At 62.9% G+C, this 22,780-nt stretch carries 16 protein-coding genes; 13 read left to right on the forward strand and 3 right to left on the reverse strand.

The features are described 5' to 3' along the window. Positions 1 to 8 precede the first annotated feature (8 nt). The 3 genes from ACVWYF_RS11790 to ACVWYF_RS11800 form a co-directional block, all read right to left on the reverse strand. Positions 9 to 590: a DUF7010 family protein gene (locus tag ACVWYF_RS11790; RefSeq protein WP_457068087.1), complete on the reverse strand. Its 582-nt coding sequence runs from the start codon at positions 588 to 590 to the stop codon at positions 9 to 11. Between the two features lie 97 nt (positions 591 to 687). Further along, complete coding sequence (locus tag ACVWYF_RS11795; RefSeq protein WP_457068090.1) at positions 688 to 1,635, reverse strand: alpha/beta fold hydrolase; 948 nt, start codon at positions 1,633 to 1,635, stop codon at positions 688 to 690. 291 nt (positions 1,636 to 1,926) lie between these two features. After that, positions 1,927 to 3,417, reverse strand: coding sequence for a pectate lyase family protein (locus ACVWYF_RS11800; protein WP_457068093.1), 1,491 nt, complete (start codon positions 3,415 to 3,417; stop codon positions 1,927 to 1,929). 247 nt (positions 3,418 to 3,664) lie between these two features. Here ACVWYF_RS11800 and ACVWYF_RS11805 point away from each other — a divergent pair, with 247 nt between their 5' ends. From ACVWYF_RS11805 to gmd, 13 genes are all read left to right on the forward strand, one after another. Further along, positions 3,665 to 4,147 (forward strand): carboxypeptidase-like regulatory domain-containing protein, encoded by a 483-nt coding sequence (locus tag ACVWYF_RS11805; protein WP_457068096.1) that lies wholly within the window; start codon positions 3,665 to 3,667, stop codon positions 4,145 to 4,147. A 352-nt stretch (positions 4,148 to 4,499) separates the two neighbouring features. Continuing rightward, positions 4,500 to 5,288 carry a polysaccharide biosynthesis/export family protein gene (locus ACVWYF_RS11810; RefSeq protein ID WP_457068099.1) on the forward strand — a complete coding sequence of 263 codons (789 nt, stop codon included), beginning with the start codon at positions 4,500 to 4,502 and terminating at the stop codon, positions 5,286 to 5,288. Positions 5,289 to 5,404: 116 nt separating this feature from the next. Next, on the forward strand, positions 5,405 to 7,789 hold the full coding sequence (locus tag ACVWYF_RS11815) for a polysaccharide biosynthesis tyrosine autokinase (RefSeq protein WP_457068102.1): 2,385 nt from the start codon (positions 5,405 to 5,407) through the stop codon (positions 7,787 to 7,789). 182 nt (positions 7,790 to 7,971) lie between these two features. After that, the gene (locus tag ACVWYF_RS11820) at positions 7,972 to 9,633 is read left to right on the forward strand and encodes a lipopolysaccharide biosynthesis protein (RefSeq protein WP_457068105.1); all 1,662 of its coding nucleotides are present in this window, start codon (positions 7,972 to 7,974) and stop codon (positions 9,631 to 9,633) included. Positions 9,634 to 9,648: 15 nt separating this feature from the next. Continuing rightward, the gene (locus ACVWYF_RS11825) at positions 9,649 to 10,761 is read left to right on the forward strand and encodes a glycosyltransferase family 4 protein (protein ID WP_457068108.1); all 1,113 of its coding nucleotides are present in this window, start codon (positions 9,649 to 9,651) and stop codon (positions 10,759 to 10,761) included. 100 nt (positions 10,762 to 10,861) lie between these two features. Next, a complete protein-coding gene (locus ACVWYF_RS11830) occupies positions 10,862 to 12,196 on the forward strand; it encodes an O-antigen ligase family protein (RefSeq protein WP_457068110.1) in 1,335 nt (444 codons plus the stop codon). Continuing rightward, positions 12,165 to 13,214, forward strand: a complete 1,050-nt coding sequence (locus ACVWYF_RS11835) for a nucleotide-diphospho-sugar transferase (protein ID WP_457068112.1) — start codon at positions 12,165 to 12,167, stop codon at positions 13,212 to 13,214. The genes ACVWYF_RS11830 and ACVWYF_RS11835 overlap by 32 nt, the downstream gene beginning before the upstream one ends. Then, positions 13,211 to 14,554 (forward strand): glycosyltransferase family 4 protein, encoded by a 1,344-nt coding sequence (locus ACVWYF_RS11840; RefSeq protein ID WP_457068115.1) that lies wholly within the window; start codon positions 13,211 to 13,213, stop codon positions 14,552 to 14,554. The genes ACVWYF_RS11835 and ACVWYF_RS11840 overlap by 4 nt, the downstream gene beginning before the upstream one ends. Before the next feature lie 36 nt (positions 14,555 to 14,590). Then, positions 14,591 to 15,430 carry a glycosyltransferase family 2 protein gene (locus ACVWYF_RS11845; protein WP_457068117.1) on the forward strand — a complete coding sequence of 280 codons (840 nt, stop codon included), beginning with the start codon at positions 14,591 to 14,593 and terminating at the stop codon, positions 15,428 to 15,430. Positions 15,431 to 15,663: 233 nt separating this feature from the next. Beyond that, positions 15,664 to 16,593, forward strand: coding sequence for an alpha-1,2-fucosyltransferase (locus tag ACVWYF_RS11850; RefSeq protein WP_457068120.1), 930 nt, complete (start codon positions 15,664 to 15,666; stop codon positions 16,591 to 16,593). Further along, positions 16,590 to 17,864: a hypothetical protein gene (locus ACVWYF_RS11855; protein ID WP_457068122.1), complete on the forward strand. Its 1,275-nt coding sequence runs from the start codon at positions 16,590 to 16,592 to the stop codon at positions 17,862 to 17,864. Before ACVWYF_RS11850 ends, ACVWYF_RS11855 begins: the two co-directional genes overlap by 4 nt. Positions 17,865 to 18,372: 508 nt before the next feature. Next, entirely contained in the window at positions 18,373 to 21,243 is a 2,871-nt protein-coding gene (locus ACVWYF_RS11860; RefSeq protein ID WP_457068124.1) for an Ig-like domain-containing protein, read from the forward strand. Between the two features lie 377 nt (positions 21,244 to 21,620). Then, positions 21,621 to 22,736 carry a GDP-mannose 4,6-dehydratase gene (gene gmd, locus ACVWYF_RS11865; RefSeq protein WP_457068127.1) on the forward strand — a complete coding sequence of 372 codons (1,116 nt, stop codon included), beginning with the start codon at positions 21,621 to 21,623 and terminating at the stop codon, positions 22,734 to 22,736. Positions 22,737 to 22,780: the final 44 nt, after the last annotated feature.

Below are 22,780 nucleotides of genomic sequence, written 5' to 3' on the forward strand. Positions count from 1 at the left end.
ACCGAAAGCTACCGGGCCATCGCGGCCGGTTGGTAAGCCGAAACGCGCTGGCGGTAGAGCGCAAACAGCATCCCCGCCAGCACCAGCAGACACCCTAGCACGAACAGCGGCACCCAATAAGGAGCTGTGGTGGCCGTGCGCAGGCCAATCAGCAGGCAGCCCACCGAAATTACGCCCGCCATCACGGCAAACGGCGGGGCCTTATAGAACCAGGCATAGGGAAAGAAATGCGCCCCCGTGATGATGCCGTAGGTCATGATGAAATATGCGGGATGGTAGCTGAAAATGAAAATCAGAAACGGAAAGTAGAACAGCTGCGCGAAGTTCAGCCACAGTCCCAGCGGCTGTAGGGGGTTGTCGGGCAGCGTCCAGGTAGTCCGAAACACCTTCGAAAGCGCCCAGGCCAGCGGCAGCGTGAGCGCCCCCACAAAGAAGGTGATAAACCCCCGCTGCGCCGCCGAGCCCGGCAGCGTCCAGACGAAGGCAATGCCCGCCCACACCACGCTAGCCGCCACAATAAAGTCGACCCCATTCTTGGCCTTTACCGACAGCTCCAGCCGCAGCGCGTCAAAATCTTGTTTCAGCAACATCGTAAATAGGTACAGAAAACGGTAAGATTGAAATGAAAACGAAGCGAAAGCAAGCGCCCGGGCCGCAGTTGCTACCCGAGAGCACGCCAGCCGCAGGCTACTTCCTGGCCACGGCCGGCTGCTTCAAAAATGCATCGGCCTGCCCGAAAAGCCACGCCGTGTCGTCATACATCAGGAAGTGGCGGCCGGCTTCCGACATCTCGATGCGCGCCTGCGGCAGCTTGGCATATTGCTGCGCAAAGATGGCGCGGGTGCTCTCCTTCGTCGAGCCGTACTTGGCGTAGGCGGCCCAGGCTCCCAGCACCAGTACCGGCTGCTGAATCCGGCTGATGTCGTTGCGCAAATCAATCGTGTACATATCGTACATAGCTTGGGCTGTGGTGGCGGGGTCCGACGCAGTGCCCCAGCGGACCACCAGAGTCTGGCGGGCGGTATCGGTCACCATGCCGGCCACCATCTGGCGCTGAGCGGCAGCGGGCATATGGCCCTGCTTCATCTGCTGGCGCATCTTATCGGCCGTGGGCCGCACGGTTTCCACGGTAGCAGCCGGGTTCTGGATGGCCGCCATATAAGGCAGCGAATCCACAATCACGAGCGGGCCGATGGCCTCCGGCTGGGCCGCGCTCAGGGCCAGGGCCAGGAAGCCGCCCAGGCTGTGGCCTACGACGGTGGGCTTGGTCAGCTTCTGGGTTTTGATGTAGGCCAGGAGCTGGTCGCGCACGGCGGGCAGCAGCGGGTCAGCCAGGGTGGCGGCCGGGGCCGTGCCGGCAAAGCCTGCCAGTGAAATGATGTGGCACTGGTACTGCGTCTGGTAGTGGGCCACGGTCTCATCCCACACCGCGCCAGCGCAGTTCAGGCCGGGAATCAGCAGCATGGGCTTGCCCTTACCCATCACCCGCACCGTGAAAGTGGGATGCGAGGCGGGGTTATCAGCCCCGATTTTGGCAGCGGGCGCGGCGGCCGGAGTAGCCGCGAAAGCGGAGCCAGCGGCACTCAACAGCAACAGCGACAAGGACAGGCGGCGGGCGAAAGCAGAAGTTTTCATCGGGTAAGTGTGGGGTGATTGGTGATTGAATGACCCAAACTTACCGGCCCGCCGCAGCGGCCGAAACGGAATTTAAGCGAACGGTATCCCAGCCGGCTGAACGGGCGGAATGACGGCTGAATGGAAACGCGTAACTGTGCGGACGGGCTTCGACCCACAGCCCCGTTTGTCATGCAGAGCGCAGCGAAGCATCTTTACCTCGGAAGTAATCCAATTGCAAAGATTAGTATTGCGGTAAAGATGCTTCGCTGCGCTCTGCATGACCGTTCTTCAGTTACCCTGCCTTCTGTTCTACTTCCCTCCCATCCCCACCAACCCGTTCAAATAGCTTTCCAGATTGGTGTAGCCATCCGTAGCGCGCAGGGCGCGGTCGGCGGCGTCTTTCGGGTTCAGGCCATTGGCTTTTTCCCACGCATCGGGCATACCGTCGTGGTCGGTGTCGGCGGGTGCGGCGGTGGATTTCAGCACCGGCCAGGCTTTTTGCGAAATGCTGTAGGGCGTGCCGTGCGGGTAGTGCCCCTGCACGTCGATGATGGTGCCGGTGCGGGTCCGCACCTCGCGCACAATGCGCTGGTCCAGTGTGTCGCGCTGCGGGCAGATGGCCCCCGCGCCGTTTAGCACGGCCTCATAGGCGGCGGGGGCCGTTTGCAGGGCCAGCGCGCCGAGGTCGAATGGGGTTTCTACTTTCGACTGCGCGGTGTCGGCGGGGGTGCCGCCGTTCATCACCACGCCGCGCCAGTTGCGGGCCGTCACGGCGGGGGAGCCGTCCACGTAGTTGCCGGTGAGGTAGAACTTGCCGTAGGGCAGGCGGCCTTTTTCCTTGTCGATTTTGTACGGGTTCAGCACCTGGGCCTGCACCTTGGGGTTGGTGCTGGGGCCAGGCTTGTAGTAGTTGTTCACGATGTTGTAGTTGCCCCCCTCGCCGGCGTACACGTTGTTTTCGCCCCAGTCGTAAATCACGTTGTTGCTGAAATCGGCATTCTCGAAGCCCGCCGGGTGCGTGTAGCGGCTGCCGTTGAAGCGCGGCGTGCGGTTTTTGCAGTGCGCAAACAGGTTGTGGTGAAACGACGAATGCTGCCCGCCCCAAATGCCGCCAAACCCGTGCCGCTCATAGTCGGCATCGTCCTTTTCGTAGTGGTAGGAGTAGTTCAGCGGCTCCGCAATGAGGTTCCATTGCAGGGTGGTGCTGTCGCCCTCGTACACGCTCATGGCCTCGTCGGTGCTCCAACTCATCGAGCAATGGTCCACGATGAGGTGGTTGTTGCGGGTACCACCGAAGGCATCGTCGCCACCCGCGCCGTCCACAAAGCCGCCATTCTGGTTCTTGTCGCCCATCCGCAAGCGGATGAAGCGGATAATTACATTATTGGCCTTCACCGATACCGGGTAATCAGCCAGGCAAATGCCGTCGCCGGGGGCCGTCTGGCCCGCGATGGTGGTATTCGGCTTGTTGATGAACAGCGGCGAAAGCAGATGGATGGTGCCCGACACCCGAAACACGATGGTGCGGTCCGGGGCTTTGGCCGCATTCAGCATCAGGGCGTGGCGCAGGCAGCCCGGCTGGTTGTCGTCGAGCAGGTTCGTGACTTCGAGCACCGTGGTGGGCACGGCCGCCGTGCCCCGCCCGCCGGTGGTGAAGCGCCCCGCGCCCTCGGCCCCGGGAAAGGCTACCAGCCCCTGCGCCCAGCTCGTCGCTGGCAGCAGCAACAGGCTTAGGGCCAACAAATGAACCACCCGCACCGGGCGCAGGCTAGAAAAAGAACGGTTAGAAAATTTGAACATACTGGTTGGTTGAGGCAACAACTTAAGCCCCGTTGCGTGAATAGGGCATGAAACGTCCCATTTTGAAACTAAGTAAAAACCGGGCCAGTTGATTGGTATGGTTTCCTCAGCAGCTTTCGTTCAAGCAGAAAGTGCTGGCCTGGAAAGCAGCATTCCGATAAAAATTATTAACCTTATTAGTATAACTTAATTATTAAGCAATATCTTCACATACCCTCCTGCCTTCGTACTTAATACCCGCTTACCCATGCGCCCATATTTCCTCGCCTTCGTAGCCGCCCTTCTTGCCATAGGAAGCAGCCAGACCGTTGCCGCGCAAAGTGCCAGCACCCTGTCGCCCTCCGGCAATGTCCAGGACCGCATCGCCATGTCGTCGCGGCCCACCGCCAGCAGTGCGGCGGCCCAGCCGCGCCTGGAGTGCGCCCCGCTCACCGGCACCATTTTTGAGCCCAACGGCCGGCCGCTGGTGGGTGCCACGCTCCTCATCAAAGGCACCCACGACGTGTACGTGACCGATTCGGAAGGCAAGTTCCGCCTCACCGACCCCGTGTACCAGGGCCAGACGCTGGTGGTGGGCGCGGCCGGCTACACGCCCCAGGAAATTGCCCTTAGCGACTGCACGCTGCCCCGCCTGGTGCTGGAGCAGGCCGAGGGAGCGCGCATCAAGCGCAACGGCAAGCGCGCCGGCCAGGTCGTGCGCCTCAACAACCGCAATACCAACCTGAAATAAGCGGGCCGGCATTCGGGCTGGGCTTCGGCTGGCCGCGGCTGTCCGAACGATGGTCTGACTGGAGTGGTACCTCGGCTTTAAAGTTGGGGCATCACTCCTTTTTTTGGCCTGCTGATGATGAAGAAACACGGCCAGAAACGCAAAACGGCCCATGCAAAGCCATTGATTTATAGCAAGATTAAACAGACATTAAAAATTGATTAATACAGAAAAATAAATAATTTATACTATATATAAAATTAATCATTAAATTAGCCATTATTCTCCAGTATCCGAGGATGGGAATGATGGCTGAATCTGGCGCATAGGGCGCTGAGTCGGCATTGGACTATTGTCTCGCAACGGCCAGCATATGAGCTCATTGGTTTACTTTCGCGCTTGGGTTTTGGGGTTGCTGGTGGCGGGGCTATTGCTGGGCTCGTGCGTATCGCAGCAACAGCTGCCTTATCTGCAAGGGAAGGACTACTCGACCCGGGCGGCGGTGCAGGTCGATAATGAGCGGCAGGTGTACCGGCTCCAGCCCGGCGACGTGCTCAGCATCCGGGTGCAGAGCGTGCAGCCGGCCCTGAACGACCTGTTCAGCGTGACCAGCGGGCAGAATATCCAGAGCGGCGACCCGGGCAACATTTTTGTCTCCGGCTATTCGGTCGATGATACCGGCAGCATCAACCTGCCCACGGCGGGGCGGCTGAAGGTAGCCGGCCTCACGGTGGAAGAAACCCAGCAGCTTATCCAGAAGGAAGTGGGCCGCTTCATGCGCGAATCCAACGTGCTGGTTAAACTCACCAGCTTCAAGCTCACCATCTTAGGCGAAGTAAGGTCTCCCGGGCGCTACTTCGTGTACAACTCGCAGGCCACGGTGCTGGAGGCACTGGGCCTGGCCGGCGACATCGGCGAATTCGGCAACCGCACCAACATCAAGCTGATTCGGCAGACGCCCAAGGGCTCGGAAGTAGTGCTGCTGGACCTGACCGACCCCAACCTGCTGCGCTCGAAATACTACTACCTGCTGCCCAACGACGCCCTGTACGTGGAGCCAATGAAGGCCCGCACCAGCCGCGGCAATGCCAACAACCTCGGGTTGGTGTTCGGCGGCTTATCGACCATTATTCTGCTCCTAAGCTTCATCAAGGCTAATTGAGTTAAGAATTAAGGGTTAGGGGTTAAGATTTAAAAAACACGGAGTCCGCATCTCAACTCCTAACTCTCAACTTTTAACTCCTAACTCAATCGCCCCACCTTTTTCTGCTTCCCGCTATGGAAACCCGGCCCGCTCCTGATGAGATTGATTTGCATGCGCTGTTTTTTAAGCTGCGTACGCGCTGGCCGCTGTTTGTGCTGGCCCTGTTGGTGGCGGGCAGCTGCGCCTACCTGTATTTGCAGGTGAAGGCCCCGGTGTACGCCTTCCGCTCCACCATGCTGCTCGGCGACCAGGGCACCGGCTCGAAGCAGGCCCAGGAGCTGCTCCAGCTGCTGCAAGTGCGCGACAAAGGCGTGAAAATGGAGGACGAAGTGGGCGTGCTCACCTCGGCCGAGTTTGTGCGGCAGGCCGTGGCCCGGCTGCCCTACGCCGTGAGCTACTACGCCCAGCCCACCACCTGGCTGAACAAGGTGCGGACTTTGCAGGTGCGCGAGCGGGCGGCGGGCGCGGTGCCGTTTCGGGTGTGGGTCGATTTGCAGTCGCCGCAGCTCACCGGCGTGCCCATTTACGTGGAGCCGGCCGCGCCGGGTCGCTTCCGGCTACGCGCCACGGCCAAAAAAGGCGGCCTGTTCAGCCTGCCCACCAGCGAACGTATTTCCGATATATCCGATGTGCAGGTGGACCAGACCGCCGCCTGGGGCGATACCGTGCGCTCGCGCCTGCTCACGGCCGTCATCCAGCCGGAGCCGGGCATGCCGTTTGGACAGGAGCCGGCGGCCTATTACTTCGTGCTGAATGACCTGAACGGCGCGGCCGGCCAGTACCAGGGCAGCCTGGCCGTGCGGCCCATCGACCACGAGTCGCGCATCATCGAGCTGACCACCAAAAACACGGTTTCGGCCAAAGGCACGCAGTTTCTGGACACGCTGATGGCACAGTACATTGGCGAAGACCTGCGCGAAAAGGACCAGACCGGCCGCAAAACGCTGGCGTTTCTAAACCAGGAAATTGACAAGCTTTCGGGCAAGCGGCGGCAGTCGGCCGAGGCGCTGGCCACTTTCCGGGCCACGCGCGGGGTGCTGGACGTGGCCGCGCAGTCGAGCACCGGTATTCAGCGCATGAGCGGGCTCGAAACCGACCGCGCCCAGGTGGCCACCCGCCGCAAGTACTACCAGAACATGCTGGGCTACCTGCGCGCCAACCGCAACGCTAGCCAGGTAGCCTCACCCAGCAGCGCGGGCATTGAGGACCCGGTGCTCAACAGCCTGATTATGCAGCTGAGCAACCTGAACGAGAAGCGGGCCGAGCTGAGTGCCACCGCCAGCGGCGAAAACCCGCTCCTGACCGTGCTCGACGGCCGCATCCGCAACACCAAGGAATCCCTGATTCAGACGCTGGCCAACATGAGCCGGGCCAATGATATTTCCCTGCGCGACCTTGACAGCCAACTGGGCCAGGTGCGCGGCCAGATGAGCCAGATGCCCGAAAGCGAGCGGCAGCTGACCTCGCTGAAAAGCACCAGCGACTTCAACGAAAAGAACTACAACTTCCTGGTGGACAAGCGCAATGAGGCCGCCATCGCACTGGCTACCAATGCGACGGATAAAAAAATCATCGACCCGGCTCAGCAAACCAGCGCCGGCCCGGAGTCGCCGAAGCCGATGCTGGCCTGGCTAATGGCCGCGCTGGCGGGCGTGTTGCTGCCCACCGGCCTGGTACTGCTACTGGACAAGGCCAATCGTCGCATTCAGGGCCGCGAGGATTTGGCCGAAGTCACCAGCATTCCGCTGCTGGGCGTGGTGGCGCACGGCTCGAAACAGGACAAGGTGACGATGCTGCAAGACCCCAAGGGGCCGATTGCGGAGTCGTTCCGCTCCATTCGGGTGAATTTGCAGTACCTGGCGGCGGGGATGGATAAGAAGGTGCTGGGCGTGACATCGTCGATTCCGGGCGAGGGCAAGACCTTCTGCGCCGTAAACATTGCCACCGAGCTGGCCATGGCCGGCCGCCGCGTGATGCTGGTGGAGACCGACCTGCGCCGCCCCACCGTGGCCGGCTACTTCGACCTTGACCCTGTGCCCACCCACGGCCTGGCCAGCTACCTGCGCGAGGAAAGTACCCTGGACGAAGCCTGCCGCCCCAGCGGCATCGCCCACCTCGACGTGATAACCTGCGGCCAGATACCGGCCAACCCCACCGAGCTGCTGGAGCGCCCGCGCATGGGCGAGCTCATCGCCCAGCTCCGCGCCGAGTACGACTACGTGGTGCTCGACACGCCGCCGGTAGGTTTCGTGGCCGAATACTTCGTGCTGGTGCGCTTCCTCGACGCCAACATTTATGTGGTGCGCCACAACTACACCGAGCGTGCCCTGGTGAACCAGATAAACGAGTTGCACCAGTCGCAGCGCATCAAACAGTTATACATGATTATCAACGACATGCATTTCAGTCGCAACTACGAGTACCGGTATAAGCAGAAGGCTTATGCTTATGGGTATTGAGGGAATAGTGAACGATGAAAAGGGACCTATCGGCCGTCATGCAGAGCGCAGCGAAGCATCTTGCCCACCATCACTAATCCAATCGACAGGAATTACTACTGCGGTAAAGATGCTTCGCTACGCTCTGCATGACAACCTGATGATTACAGGTTTATAACAGAAACATATACACTCACCCCGAAATGGCCTCCACCGAACCCCAAAACCTGACCGTGGCCACCGTCAATGGTGTGAAGTGGACGATGACGGCCACCATCGTGAATTCGGTGCTGCAAGTGGGCTACACCGCCGTGATGGCGCGGCTACTGAGCCCGGCCGCCTTCGGGCTGGTGGCGCTGGCGGGCGTGATTCTGCGCTTCGGGGTGTATTTCGCCAAGATGGGCATGGAGCGGGCCATTATTCAGAAGCCTGATTTGACGGAGCGTGATGTGCGGGCGGCATTTACGTCGTCGGTGGTGCTGGGAGTGTTTTTCGCGGGGCTGCTGGTAGCGGGCGCGCCGCTGGCGGCCAGCATCGTGCAGCAGCCCGAGGTGGTGCCGGTGGTGCGGGCGCTGGCGCTGGGCATCCTGTTCAGCGCCCTCAACGGCACGGCCATGAGTTTGCTGCACCGCGCCATGCGGTTCCGGGCGCTGGCTATTTTCGAGATGGCTTCGTTCCTGATAAGCTACCTGGGGCTGGGCATGGTGCTGGCCTGGCAAGGCTTCGGGGTGTGGGCGCTGGTGGGCGCTACGCTGGGCCAGGGGCTGATAATGAGCGTACTGGCCTACGGTGCGGTGCGGCACACGCTGCGGCCGCTATTCAGCTGGGAGGCGTATAAGCCGCTGCTGGCCTACGGCAGCCGGATGTCGGCCATCAGCTTCGTGGAATTCGTGACGCAGTCGCTGGATACGCTGCTGATTGGGCGGCTGCTGGGGCCGGCGGCGCTGGGCATCTACACGCGCGGCGGGCTGCTGATTGGCTTGCCGGTATACCTGCTTTCCAGCAACGTGGCCAAGGTGGTGTTCCCTTCCTTCAGCCAGGTGCAGGCCAACCGGGCGCGGCTGCGCGAGGTTTATTTAAGCAGCATCACGCTGGTGGCCATGATTATTACGCCGGTGTGCGCCGGCGCGGCGGTGGCCGCCCCGGAAATCGTGCGCGTGATGCTGGGCGAGCGATGGATGGCGGCCGTGCCCATTCTGCAGGTCATCAGCGTGACGTACGTGCTGAGCGCCGTCACCATGTTTGCCGGGGTGGTGTGCGATGCCACGGCGGCCCTCAGCCACAAGCTGCTGCTCACGTTGGTGTGCCTGGCGGCGCTGGCGGCACTGCTGTTTGTGGGCAGCAAGTTTGGGCTGGTGGGCGTGGCCTGGGCCATGGTGGGCTGCGAGCTGCTGCGCACGGCTCTGTATTCCAATATCATGCGGCGCGAGCTGGGCGCGGCACCCTTCGCGGTGCTGAGTGCCTACGGGCCGGGCGTGCTGGCGAGTGCCGTGGCGGCGGCGGCCATTGCGGCGGTGCGTCTGGGGCTGCTGGGCCTGCACGCGCCCGCTCTGGCCATCCTCATCGCCGAAGTGCTGACGGGGGCCGTGGTGCTGACTGGCCTGGTGCTGGTGCGCCCGCCCGTGCAACTGCGCACGGTAATGCGCGCCCTGCTGGCCCGTCTCACCGGCACCCACGCCACGGCTACCGACCGCCTGATACCGCGCCTGCTGCACGCCTTAGCCGCCCGCCTGGCCCGACAGGCCGGCGACGCGCCGGCCACGGTACCTGCCCCCACTACTGCTATTGCCATCGAGCTGGAAGCCGAAATGCCGGCCGAAACCCAACCCACCCATTTCTCCACCGCTGAAACTGAGCTCGCTTAGCTCCCTGCCCTGGCTATGAAAATCCTGTACGAACCCGAAACGTTTTCCATTCAGGATGTGGGCGGCGTTTCCCGCTATTTCTACGAGCTCATTGACCACGCCGGGCCAGAGGTATCCTGCGAGCTGCCCGTGGTGCTCAGCAACAACATTTACCTGAAGGACCGCAAGCACACCCGCCACCTGGGCCTGCTGCCCGGCGTGCAGGTGCCCGGCCTGTGGCGCATGATGCAGTACGCCAACCGCCGGGCTTCCTGTAAGGCCATTCAGCGGCAGAAGTTCGACGTGTTTCATCCCACCGTGAACGACCAGACCTGGTTCCTGGATTTGCTGGGCAAGAAGCCTTTTGTCATCACCATTCACGACATGATTCCGGCTCTGTTCAGCGAGTATTACCAGCACACCGGTACCGACCTGAGCACGCTGGCCAGCCGCGCCGCCCGCATCATCACGGTATCGGAAAACACCCGGGCCGACGTGCTGCGCCTGCTGCCCGTACCGCCCGACCATGTGACCGTAGTCCACCACGGCCACGCCGTGCGCCACTACCCCTACGAGGAAACCGTGGCCGCCCCCGACGATTACCTGCTGTTCATCGGCAGCCGCCGGGCCTACAAGAATTTTGGCTGCCTGGTGAAGGCCTTCGGGATGCTGCACGCCGAATACCCCGGCCTGCACCTGATGTGCGCCGGCGGCGGTCCCTTCACCGAAGAGGAAATGGCTCAGTTGCGCGAGGCAGGCGTGGCCGGGCGCGTCCACCAGCTCGGCTACCTCTCCGATGGGCAGCTGCACCACCTCTACCACCGGGCGCGGGCTTTCGTGTTTCCTTCTCTTTATGAGGGGTTTGGGTTTCCCATTCTTGAAGCCTTTGGGCAGCAGTGCCCGGTGGTGCTCAGCAACGCCTCATGCTTCCCGGAAATCGCGCAGGACGCGGCCCTCTACTTCGCCCCGCACGATGCCGACGACCTGCACGAACAGCTCGACCGCGTGCTCTACGACCGCGCCCTGCGCCAGATTCTGGTGCGCCGGGGCCAGGACCGGGTACGCGATTTCACCTGGGCCCGCACCGTGGCCGACACGCACCGCGTGTACGAGGAGGCCCGGGAAGACTCGCCGATGCTGGCTTGCTGAGGCTGTTTGAAAGAACGTCGAATCCAAAGCACGTCATGCTGAGCGGAGCCGAAGCATGACGGCTACTGTATTTGCTAAAACACCCAAAACGCCCACCGATATGAAGCTAAGCCTACGGTTCCTATACCTGCTGCCGATACTCGGGGTCATTGTCACGGACCGCGCCTTTACGGAGTTTGCGCTGGCCGATGAGGGCTCGCCGGTGCTGGCCAAGTTTGGGCTGCTGCTGCTGGCTACTTCGCTCGGCTTTTCGGTGCTGTATTTCCGGTATATGCAGCCGCTGATGCGGCGCTGGTTTCTGGTGGTGGTGGCCGTGCTGGGCGGGCTGGCGCTGGAGTCATACGCCGGCTGGGGCTCGTGGATGGTGTACCCGCACGTCTTCGCCAAATTTTTGATAATGAGCCATGTGTTTGGCTTGTATGCATTTTACCGCCGGTTTGGGCCGCCGCCGTTTGGGCTGCTAATGGGCATCATAATGCTGGGCCTGCTGGCCGACCTGGCCGTGTACCACCCCGACGCGCTGAGCCTGTCGGCCTTCCTGGACAATGAGCGCGGCTTTGCTTCCACGTCGGCCATGCTGCTGCTGCTGCCCACGCTCTACTACCTCAATCAGTACCTGACGCGGGGCGGCATGGCGCGGCTGTTGCTGTTTTTTATGGGCGCGGCGCTGGTCATCTTCTTGCAGCACCGCTCGGTGTGGGTGGCCATGGGCGCGGCGCTGGCCCTGAACGCGGTGCTGCTGATGCTGGGCCGCGTGGAAGGTGCTCGCCTGAGCTCGGCCCGGCTGCTGCCCATGGTGCTGCTGCCGCTGTTCGTGCTGATTTCGGGCGGTTTGGTGGCCCTCAGCGACCCCAAAGTGGTAAAGAAGCTGGAGTCCAGCCTGGGCGATATCCTGCACCCCGACAAGCAGGGCACCGGTAGCTGGCGGCTGAAGCAGTTCGAAGCCTACCAGCCGTATCTGGATGAATACCCCATTGCCGGCATGCGCCTGAAAGGGTTTGAGCTGCCGGTGCAGTTCTACACGCTGGCCGAGGATGGCGGCGGCCAGGTGCAGGTGTGGGCCGACGGCACCGGCCACCATTTCCACAGCTTCTACGTCGACCGGCTGTTCTATTTCGGCATTCTGGGGCTGCTGCTCACGCTGCTGCTGCCGCTGCTGCTGCTGGGCCGCCGCCTGCTGAGCCGCGCCCCGCTGCCACCCACATCGGCGGTGCTCATCGTGTACAGCATCAGCTCATTGGTGTATAGCATTTCCTACGACTGGCCGCTGTATTTCTTCGGCCTGCTGGGTCTCTCGCTGGCCGCTGCCGCCGAGCCGGGCCGGGTGCCCGCACCCGCGCCAGCCACCCCGCAACCCGCCCGCCAGCGCCTGCCCCGCTTCGACTCTTTCGCTACCCCCAGCCATGCCAACGCCGCCGACCTCGTCCGCCCCTGAGCTGGCCACGCCCGTGCTGCTCATCGTGTTCAACCGCCCCGAGGCGGCGCGACGCGTGCTGGCGGCCGTGCGTCTGGCCCAGCCCACCCACCTCTACGTGGCGGCCGACGGCCCACGCCCCGGCCGCCCCGCCGATGAGGCACTTTGCGCCGAAACCCGCGCTCTGATAATGAGCGAAGTAGACTGGCCCTGCACGGTCCGGACGCTGTTTCGGGACGACAACCTGGGCTGCGGGCTGGGGCCGGCCACGGCCATCGACTGGTTTTTCCGGCACGAACCGGAGGGCATTATTCTGGAAGACGACTGCCTGCCCACGGCCAGCTTCTTCAGCTTTTGCGACCAATTGCTGCGCCGCTACCGCTACGATAGCCGCGTGATGCACATCAGCGGCAACAACCTTTCCCGCGAGGCCCGGCGGCCCGCCGCGCCCGGGGCCGATTCCTACCATTTCTCGGGGCGGGTGCATAGCTGGGGCTGGGCCACCTGGCGGCGCGCCTGGCGGCACTTCGACGTTCACCTCACGCTGCTGACCGAGCTGCGCCGACGCGGCGAGCTGGCCAATATCTACCCCGCCTGGCTGGAGCGGCAGTACTGGCTGCGCAAGTTTGAGGCCGTGCGCCTCGGCCCGCAGCCGCCCCACATCTGGGACTATCAGTGGCACTTCGCGGTGGCGTGCAACGGCGGCCTCACCATCATCCCGGCCGTGAATCTGGTCACCAACATTGGCTTCGGGGCCGACGCCACCCACACCTTCGACCCGCACGACCAGGACGCCCACCCCGCCGCGCACGAGCTGGCGTTCCCGCTGCATCACCCGCCCGCCGTGCTGCGCGATGCCCGCCGCGACGCCCGCCACTTCCGCGAACATCTGGCCGGCCGGGCCTGGGCGGCGGTGCGGCGGCTGCTGGCCCCGGCGCGGCCGGCCGTAGCGCCGCCAGCTCCGGCTATTACTCCGCCGGCCCGGCCGGTGGCGGCCCCGGTTGCTCATCCTCACCCTGTTTCTGCATTATCGTCATGAATGTTCTCGTCTCCTCCTACGCCTGCAATCCCGCCCAGGGCGGCGAGTGCGGTAACGGCTTCCACTGGGCCTGGGGCATGGCGCAGCGCGGCCACCGCGTGTGGTGCCTCACCACGCCGTATGGCCGGCTGGGCATTGCCACTTTTCTCGCCAATAATGCCCACGAAGGCGCGGCCGGGCGCATTCAGTTCGTGTACCCGCAGGTACCCGGCTGGGTGCAGTTTCTGTACCGCTGGCAGTTCGGGGTGTACCTGCACTACTTCATCTGGCAGTACTCGGCCTGGCGGCTGGCGCAGCGGCTCGACCAGGAAGTTGATTTCGACCTCGTCCATCACGCTACTTATAGCAGCCTGAAAATGGGCTCCTGGCTGTGGCGGCTGGGCAAGCCGCTGGTGTACGGCCCGGTGGGCGGCGCGCAGAAAGCCCCCATCGCCTTCCGCCAGTATCTGCCCGACTGGTTCCAGACCGAAACCCTGCGCTCGGCCTTCACTTGGGTGCTCACTACCTTCGACTACAACCTGCGCCAAAACCTGCGCCACGCCGCCCTGGTGCTGGCTTCCAACGACGAGTCGGCCAACCTGGCCCGGCGGCTCGGGGCCAAACGAGTCGAGCTTTTCCTCGATACGGGCCTGTCGGAAGCCTTCCGGGCGGCCGAGTTTCCGGCGCGGCCGGCGCAGCCGGTGTTGCAGCTGCTGTGGGTGGGCCGATTGTACCCCAATAAAGCCCTGCCGCTGGTGCTCGATGCCCTTTCGCAGGTCGATAAGCGGGTGCCGTTTCACCTCACGGTGCTGGGCGATGGGCCGATGCGCGACCTCGTGCCCGGCTGGATTGCCCAGTACGGCCTGGTGGGCCGCGTGACCTGGCGCGGCAGCGTGCCGTGGGCCGAAGTACACGCCGCCATGCTCAGCAGCGACGTGTTTTTGTTCGGTTCACTGCGCGATTCGTTCGCCTCGCAGTTTATGGAAGCGCTGGCCACGGGCCTGCCCATCATCACGCTCAACCACCAGGGTGCCCGCACGTTCCTGCCTGATACGGCCGCTATCAAAGTATCGGTCGAGTCGCCGGCCGTGGCCACCGCCGCCATGGCCCGGGCCGTGGAATACGTGTACGACCGCCCCGAAGCGCGCCGCGAAATGGGCCGGGCTGGCTACGAGTTTGCCCTGCGCCAGACCTGGCCCCAGCGCCTCGACCGCTTGCTGGCCATGCTGCGTGACCTGGACCTGGCCCCCACCAAGCATTCCCTCACGCTGGGCCGGCGGCGCGGGCTGCCGCTTTCGCGCCTGTGGCGGCGCGGCCTCGCTACCAGATTCCCCCTGCCTCACCCCCGCCTCTCATCTTAGCTGCCGCTCTCTCCACCCTTTTCTGCAAGCTGTGCCATGCTTTACGTTGTTATCCCCGTCTTCAACCGCCTGCCCTACACCCGGGCCTGCCTGGTTTCGCTCCGACAGCAAACCCGCGCCGATTTTCGCGTTATCGTCGTCGACGACGGCTCCACCGACGGCACAGCCGACGCTTTGGCCACCGAGTTTCCGGAAATGGAAGTGGTGACCGGCGACGGCAACCTCTACTGGACGGCCGGCGTGAATGCCGGCATCCGCCGCGCCCTGGCCCTGGGGGCCACCCGCGTGCTCACGATGAACAACGACGTGCTGGCCCTGCCCGATTTCATCCAGCAAATGCTGGCCTACGCCGACCAGCACCCCACCGCCGTGCTGGGCGCGCTGGAACTGGACGCGGCCACCGGCGAGCCCGTGTACGGCGGCGAGCGCCTGGACTGGAGCACCAACACCCGCCACGACCTGCTCACCGAGCTTGCGCCCGCCGAGCGCCACGGCCTGCACCCCGTCACGTACCTGCCGGGCCGGGGCCTGCTCATCCCGCTGGCCGTGATTGAAGCCATTGGCTTGTTTGATGAAAAGCGCCTGCCGCACTACCTCGCCGATTTCGACTACACCAGCGTGGCCCGCCGCCACGGCTTCCCGGTATTTTGCAACTACGACGCCCGCCTCAGCACCTACCCCGACGAAAGCGGCCAGGAGCAAACCCGCCGCCAGCGCACCCTGCGCGGGTATCTGCAGCATTTGTTCGGGATTCGGGGCGGTGGCAACCTGCGCAACTTCACGCACTTCTCCCTCAAAAACTGCCCCCGCCCCTACCTGCCCTACTTCCTGCTGAATGGCTACGCTAGGCGGCTGGCGGGGTATTTTATGCACTAGCTCTTGGCAGGCAAAAACGTCATGCTGAGCGCAGCAATATGCGCGTCGGACTTGCCGGTCCGACCGCCCTAGGCGGTCCGACCGGTTGAAGCAACAACGATTTCGTCCTTCCAGAAACCGGTCGGACCGTCTAGGGCGGTCGGACCGAAGCAACTGCGGTTATTACTGCACCAATACTGAAAACCTACCTGCTGTCTCCCGCTTCACATCACCCCCAATCCCTTCCTAACGCTATGGTAATTCTTACCCAGGACCCCAACGGCTTCGGCAACTGCCTGCTGCTCACTTCGCACTTTCTGGTTAATGCCGTGGAACACGACTACGAGCTGGCCATTCCGGTTTTCGAAAACTACGCGGCTTATTTTGAAGGCACCGTGGGCCAGCGCGCCAGCTTTTTCGGCCGCCTGCCGGTGCGCCTCTACCCCGGCCAGCCCGTGCCCGATGTGCTCCACCGCGTGCTGCAATGGCGCGTGGGGCCGCCCGTGCTCCTGCGCCTGCCGTGGCTGACGCGCCTGCTGGGCGTGCGCCTCGTGGGCGACGTGCCCACCGGCGATGTCGACCTCAACAGCCCCGACTACCTGGCCCAGGCCCACGGCCCACGCCACCTGATAGTACACGGCTGGCAGTACCGCGACAAGCCCAACTTTGCCCGGCACAGCGACCTGTTGCGGCGTTTCTTCCGGCCCATCAAGCCGCACCGCGATGCCGTGGCCCAGGTGCTGGCCACCAACCGCGCCCACGCCGACGTGCTGGTGGGCGTACACATCCGGCGGGGCGACTACGCCGGCTGGTACGGCGGGGCCTACCTGTACGCCAACGCCACCTACGTGCGCGCCATGCGCGAAATGCGCGCCCTGTTCCCCGCCGATGCGCGGGTGCGCTTCCTGCTGTTTTCCAACGAGCCCATTCCGGCCGAGGACTTCGCCGAATTCGACACCGGCCGCTCCACCGACCACCCGCTGGAAGACCTGTATGCCATGGCCGGCTGCGACTACATCATCGGCCCGCTGAGTACCTACTCCATGTGGGCGTCCTTTTATGGCCGCGTGCCGCTCTGCCACCTACACGGCCCCGACCACCCCGTGGAGTCGTTGGAGCAGTTCGTGGTGTTTGAAGACCAGGAAACCGTGCGCTGGGAATCGGAAAAAGTGGCCCTGGCATGAGGCCGCCCACTTCCTGGCCGCGCCCGGCGGCCCGCGCCTTCGTGCTGGTGGCCCTGGCCGGCGCGGGCCTGCCGGCGGGCTGCGGGCGGCACCCCAGCGGCCCGGCGCAGCTCATTATTCACCACGGCGGTACCTACACGGGCACTTTCGGCAGCACCGATTCCAGCCTGCCCTGCGTCAGCATCCAGACCACCGAGCCGGTCACGCTCAGCGGCTGCGTGCTGGCCGGGGCCGGCAACCTGATTGAGGCCACCCGGGGCGGGGCGCAGCTCAACATCGTGAACTGCCAGGGCTACGGCCTAGCCCAAAGCCTCGACAATATCCGCCACGGGCACTTTCTGGAAGCAAACTCGGCCCGTTCCGTGCGCCTGGAGCACAACTACATGGAGCACACCAGCGGCATCAGCATCTACGAGTGGAGCGGCGACGGCACCCCCGCCCAAACGCTCACCGTGCGCTACAACTCGGCCCGCAACCTGGACGGCCGCTACCGCAACGGCGGCAGCACGCCCGTCAATTTCCTGGGCCTGAACGGCCTGCCCAACCTGGCCAACATCGAAGTGGCCTGGAACCAGGTCATCAACGAGCCCAACCAGTCGCTGGTCGAGGACAACATCAACTTCTTCAACTCGGGCGGCACCCGCACCAGCCCGGCCCGCCTGCACGACAACTACATCCAAGGCGCGTACCCCGTGCCGGCCACCAGCGCCACCTACGCCGGCTCGGGCATCACGCTGGACGGCACCGGCCGCGCGCCCATCACCACCACCGCCTGGGTGGAGGGCTACGATAACCAGCTGGTAAGCACCTGCGCCGCCCTGAACATCGCCTCGGGCCACGACAACCACTTTCACGACAACCGCATCGTGACCAGCGGCCTGCTGCCCGATGGCTCCCGCCTGGTAGCCAACTACGCCGGCATTGGCGTCTGGAATGCCTACAAGCAGCCGCCCACCGTGTTTTTCCACAACCAGGTGAGCCATAACGTAGTGGGCTTCGTGCATTGGGGTGGCACCACGCCCCTGCCCAACCGCCAGGACCTGAGCACCGGCGCGTGCCCCACCTGCACCGGCACCACGCACCTGCCCAACCCCATCACGCGGCAAACCGAGCAGGACGAATGGAACCTGTGGCAGCACAAGCTGCGGATGCAGCACCTGCACGTAGGGCCCGCTTCGGCCCCGGCCCGGCCCCAAATGCGCCTCCAGCAGCCTCCCAAAGCCGATAGCGGAGCCATGCGGAGCATTATGACCTCATTCAGGACAAATTAAACCTGATATCGTATCTCAAATTAATTCAATTGGTGCCGGGAATTACCCGCCTTCAGTTTAGATATAAATATTGCATATATTTAATATAATGATTTAGGCCATATTGCATTTTACAAAGTATTGCAAATTTTATTCGGCTCAAATATTTAGTTTAATTAAATATATATAGCGGTTACAAAAGCATTAGGAACATTTTACAGCTAGTTAAGCAGCCGAGCCTGGCAGTTCGGTCCAAAGCCGCCCGGAAGCAGACAAGACCCATTCATTATGTTTAAATGGGCTTTACAGAGGCTACTTTGATGAAGTTTGCCTGGCCACCCGCAGCTTACCATAGCGCCATTATCAATCCGGAAAACGTATTCCGAAGGCACATTCGTACTAACGAGCAATTCTAAATTGCATTTTATGATATATAACGAATTGTATCAGAGGGCTTGGAACAAATAGATTTTTGGCTGGGTTGAAGGGGCCAATGCCAATCATTTTTTTCGTTTCAAGTTTTGTAAGAATGCAAAAAAATCTCAAGCACACCTCCGCTCTTTCTCCTGTAACGCGTCCTCTCACCGGTATTCTTTCTGCGGCCATCGGTTGTTTCCTCACGGTAGCAACGGGCCTGAACCCGGCAATGGCGCAAGCACCTAGCGTTAGCTATTCCGGTCCGCTCACTATTACGCAGGGCGGCACCTATACTGGCAACTACCGCAGCACCGATTCTAATGTGCCGGTTATCACGATTCAAACCACGCAACCGGTTGTTATCGAGAACTGCGTGCTGGCCGGTGCCGGCGATTTAATTGACGCCAAGAACGGCGGCAGCAGCCTCATTATCCGCAACAACAAGGGCTACGGCCTGTCCCAAAGCGCCGACAACACCCGCCACGGCCGCTTTATCGAGGTGAACTCGGGCAAGTCGGTGGTCATTGAGCACAACTACTTCGAGCACACCACGGGCATCGACATTTACCTGTGGGGCGGCAACGGCACGGCCTCGCAGACGCTGACCATCCGCTACAACCAGTCAAAAAATCTGGACGGCCGCTACCGCAACGGCGGCGGCACCTATTGCAACTTCCTGGGCATGAACGGCGCACTCGGCCTGGCCGGGGCCGAGATTGCCTGGAACGAGGTGCTGAACGAGCCCAACCAGTCGCTGGTGGAGGACAACATCAACTTCTATAACTCCTCGGGCACCTCGGGCAGCCCGCTGAAGCTGCACGATAACTACGTGCAGGGTGCCTACCCCTACCCCGCCACGGGGTCGAACTACACGGGCTCGGGCATCACGATTGACGGCGACGCCCAGTCGGCCAGCGGCGCTACGGCCTTTATCAATGGCTACAACAACCAGTTGGTGAGCACCTGCGCGGCCATGAACATCGCCTCGGGCCACGACAACCACTACTACAACAACCGCATGGTGACCAGCGGCCTGCTGCCCGATGGCTCCAAGATGCCCGCCGGCTACGCCGCCGCCGGCCTCTGGAACGCCTACCAGCAGTCGGGTTCGGTGTTCTTCAACAACGACATGACCAATAACTTCATTGGTTTCTTCTTCCAGGGTGGCAACACGCCCTACACCAACCGCCAGGACACCAGCCCCGGTGCTTGCCCCACCTGCACGAGCATCACGCACATTGCCGACCGCCCGCTGACCTTGGGCGATGAGCAGGCCGAATGGACCTTCTGGCAGCAGAAACTGTCGCAGAACGGCATCACGCTGGGAGCCGGCGGCACCAGCGGCGGCGGCGGCACCACCACGCCTACGACGCCGACCGCGCCCAGCGCCCCCACCGTTAGCCTGAGCGCGCCGAGCACCGGCACCGTGGGCACGGCCCTGAACCTGACGGCCACCGCCGCCGCCGCCAACGGCACCATCACCAAAGTGGAGTTCTTCAACGGGGCTACCAAGCTCGGCGAAGACCTGACGGCTCCTTACGCCTTCAGCTACTCGCCTACCGCTGCCGGCACGCTCAGCCTCACGGCCCGCGCTACTAACAACGCGGCTGCTGCTACTTCAACGGCTGTTTCTTCGGTAACCGTGACGGCCGCTACCACCACCACGCCGCCCACCACGGCCCCCGGTACCGGCACTACGCCGGCCAACGCCACCTTCGTGCGGGCCATTAACGTAGGCGGCACGGCTACCACCGTCGACGGCCTGAGTTTTGAAGACGGCAACAGCGCCGCCAACTTCCAAATCAACGGCTCGCCCTTCGCCAACCAGGGCGTAACGCTGAACCCGGCTACCGACGCCGCCCGTGCAGCCATGATTCGCGCCTCGGTGTATGACCCCAACATCAGCGCGGCCGTGAGCGGCGTGGCCAGCGGCACCTACAGCGTGTACCTCTACATGTGGGAAGATAACAACCCCGTGACCCTGGACATCAGCCTTGAAGGCCAGACCGTGCAGTCGAACTACAGCAGCGGCTCGGCCGGCCATTGGGACCGCCTCGGCCCCTTCACGGCAGCCGTAACCGACGGTACCATCAACATCGGCACGTCGAGCAGCAACAACAACAACCTGTCGGGCATCGAAATCTGGAAGCAGACCTCGGGCACTACCACGCCCACGACTCCAACTACGCCTACGACGCCGACCGCGCCCAGCGCCCCCACCGTTAGCCTGAGCGCGCCGAGCACCGGCACCGTGGGCGCGGCCCTGAACCTGACGGCCTCGGCCGCCGCCGCCAACGGCACCATCACCAAAGTGGAGTTCTTCAACGGCACCACCAAGCTTGGTGAAGACCTGACGGCTCCTTACGCCTTCAGCTACTCACCTACCGCCGCTGGCACGCTCAGCCTCACGGCCCGCGCTACCAACAACGCCGGCGCGGCCACGACTTCGGCCGCAGCTAATGTGACCGTAACGGCGGCTACCACTACGCCGCCCACCACCACACCGCCCGCTACCACCGCGCCCACCTTCGTGCGGGCCGTGAACCTGGGCGGCAAGGCCATCACCCTCGATGGCAATAGCTGGGCCGCTAGCGCCAGCGCCACCAACTTCAAGACGACCGGCCTCAGCACCTTCGCCAACCAGAACGTGACCCTGACGCCCGCCACCGACGCCACCCGCGCCAGCATGATTCGCGCCTCGATGTATGGCAACAGCACCGGCGTGGCCCTGGGCGGCGTAGCCAGCGGCACCTACAGCGTATTCCTGTATGTGTGGGAAGATAACAACTCGGAAAACTTCACCATCTCCCTCGAAGGCAAAACCGTGCTGAGCAACTACAACAGCGGCTCGGCCGGCCACTGGGACCGCCTCGGCCCCTTCACGGCCAACGTGACCGATGGCACGGTGAACATTGCCACCAGCGGCGGCACAGCCAATATCTCGGGCATCGAGCTCTGGAAGCAGGCCACGCAGCTGCCCTAGTCGGCTCTTCTTCATTGCGCGACGCGCACCGGCTCAAAAGCCTGGCCCCTGCGGCCAGGCTTTTTTGGTTTTGGGGTTGGCCCGCGCCGGTCCGACCGCCCTAGGCGGTCCGACCGGTTGTCGTTGTTATGGCCAGTTGGCGTTGCGCACTAAAACGGGCTTGCGGCAACCGGTCGGACTGCCTAGGGCGGTCGGACCGGCGCGGGCAATTAGGTTGCTACAAAAGCTCCACTGTAGTATAACCGGGTTTTTTTGTCGGAAAAACATTTAAGTTGATTCTTAATATATGAATCTTAATATAATTTACTATCTTGCTATCACCTCCGCTATCCGGGGGTATCCGCACGCCATCTTTTACCTCATTTTCATCGCTGCTTATGAAATGCGCATTAATTACTGGAATTACGGGCCAGGACGGGGCCTACCTCGCTGAGCTGCTGCTGGCTAAAGGATACGAAGTACACGGCATCAAGCGCCGCTCGTCGATGTTCAACACCGACCGCATCGACCACTTGTATCAGGATTTGCACGAAAAAGACGTGCGCTTTAAGCTGCACTACGGCGACCTGTCCGATGCCACCAACCTGATTAGAATCGTGCAGGAAGTGCAGCCCGACGAGATTTACAACCTCGGGGCCATGTCGCACGTCAAGGTTTCGTTCGACACGCCCGAGTACGCGGCCGATGTGGACGGCCTGGGCACGCTGCGCCTGCTGGAAGCCATCCGCATTCTGGGTCTGGGCAAGAAAACCCGGCTTTACCAGGCCAGCACCTCGGAACTGTACGGGCTGGTGCAGGAGGTGCCGCAGCGCGAAAGCACGCCATTTTACCCCCGCTCGCCCTACGCCGTGGCCAAGCTCTACGCCTACTGGATTACGGTGAACTACCGCGAAGCCTACGGCATGTATGCCTGCAACGGCATCCTGTTCAACCACGAAAGCCCGCGCCGGGGCGAAACCTTCGTCACGCGCAAGATTACGCGGGCCGTGGTCCGCATTGCGCTGGGTTTGCAGGACCGGCTGTACCTCGGCAACATGGACGCCAAGCGCGACTGGGGCCACGCCAAGGACTACGTGGAAGCCATGTGGCGCATGCTGCAGCAGGACGAGCCGCGCGACTACGTCATTGCCACCGGCGTGACCACCCGGGTGCGCGAGTTTGTGCGGCTGGCCTTTGCCGAATTGGGCATTGAAGTGGATTTTGCGGGCGAAGGCGTGGCCGAAGTGGGCTACGTGGTGGCCTGCCACAACCCCGACTTCCAGCTGCGGGCCGGCCAGCAGGTGGTGGCCGTGGACGCGGCCTACTTCCGCCCCACCGAGGTGGAATTGCTCATCGGCGACCCTACGCGGGCCCGCACCGAGCTGGGCTGGGTGCCCAAATACGACCTGGCCGGCCTGGTGAGCGACATGGTGCAGAGCGACCTGACCCTGTTCCGGCGCGACACCGTGCTATTGCAAGCCGGCCACGCCGTGCTCAGCTACCACGACGAGTAGCCGGCCCCGGGCGCGGGCTGCCGCGCCGTTTCTCCGTTTCGCTT

Source organism: Hymenobacter sp. UYAg731 (assembly GCF_054061335.1).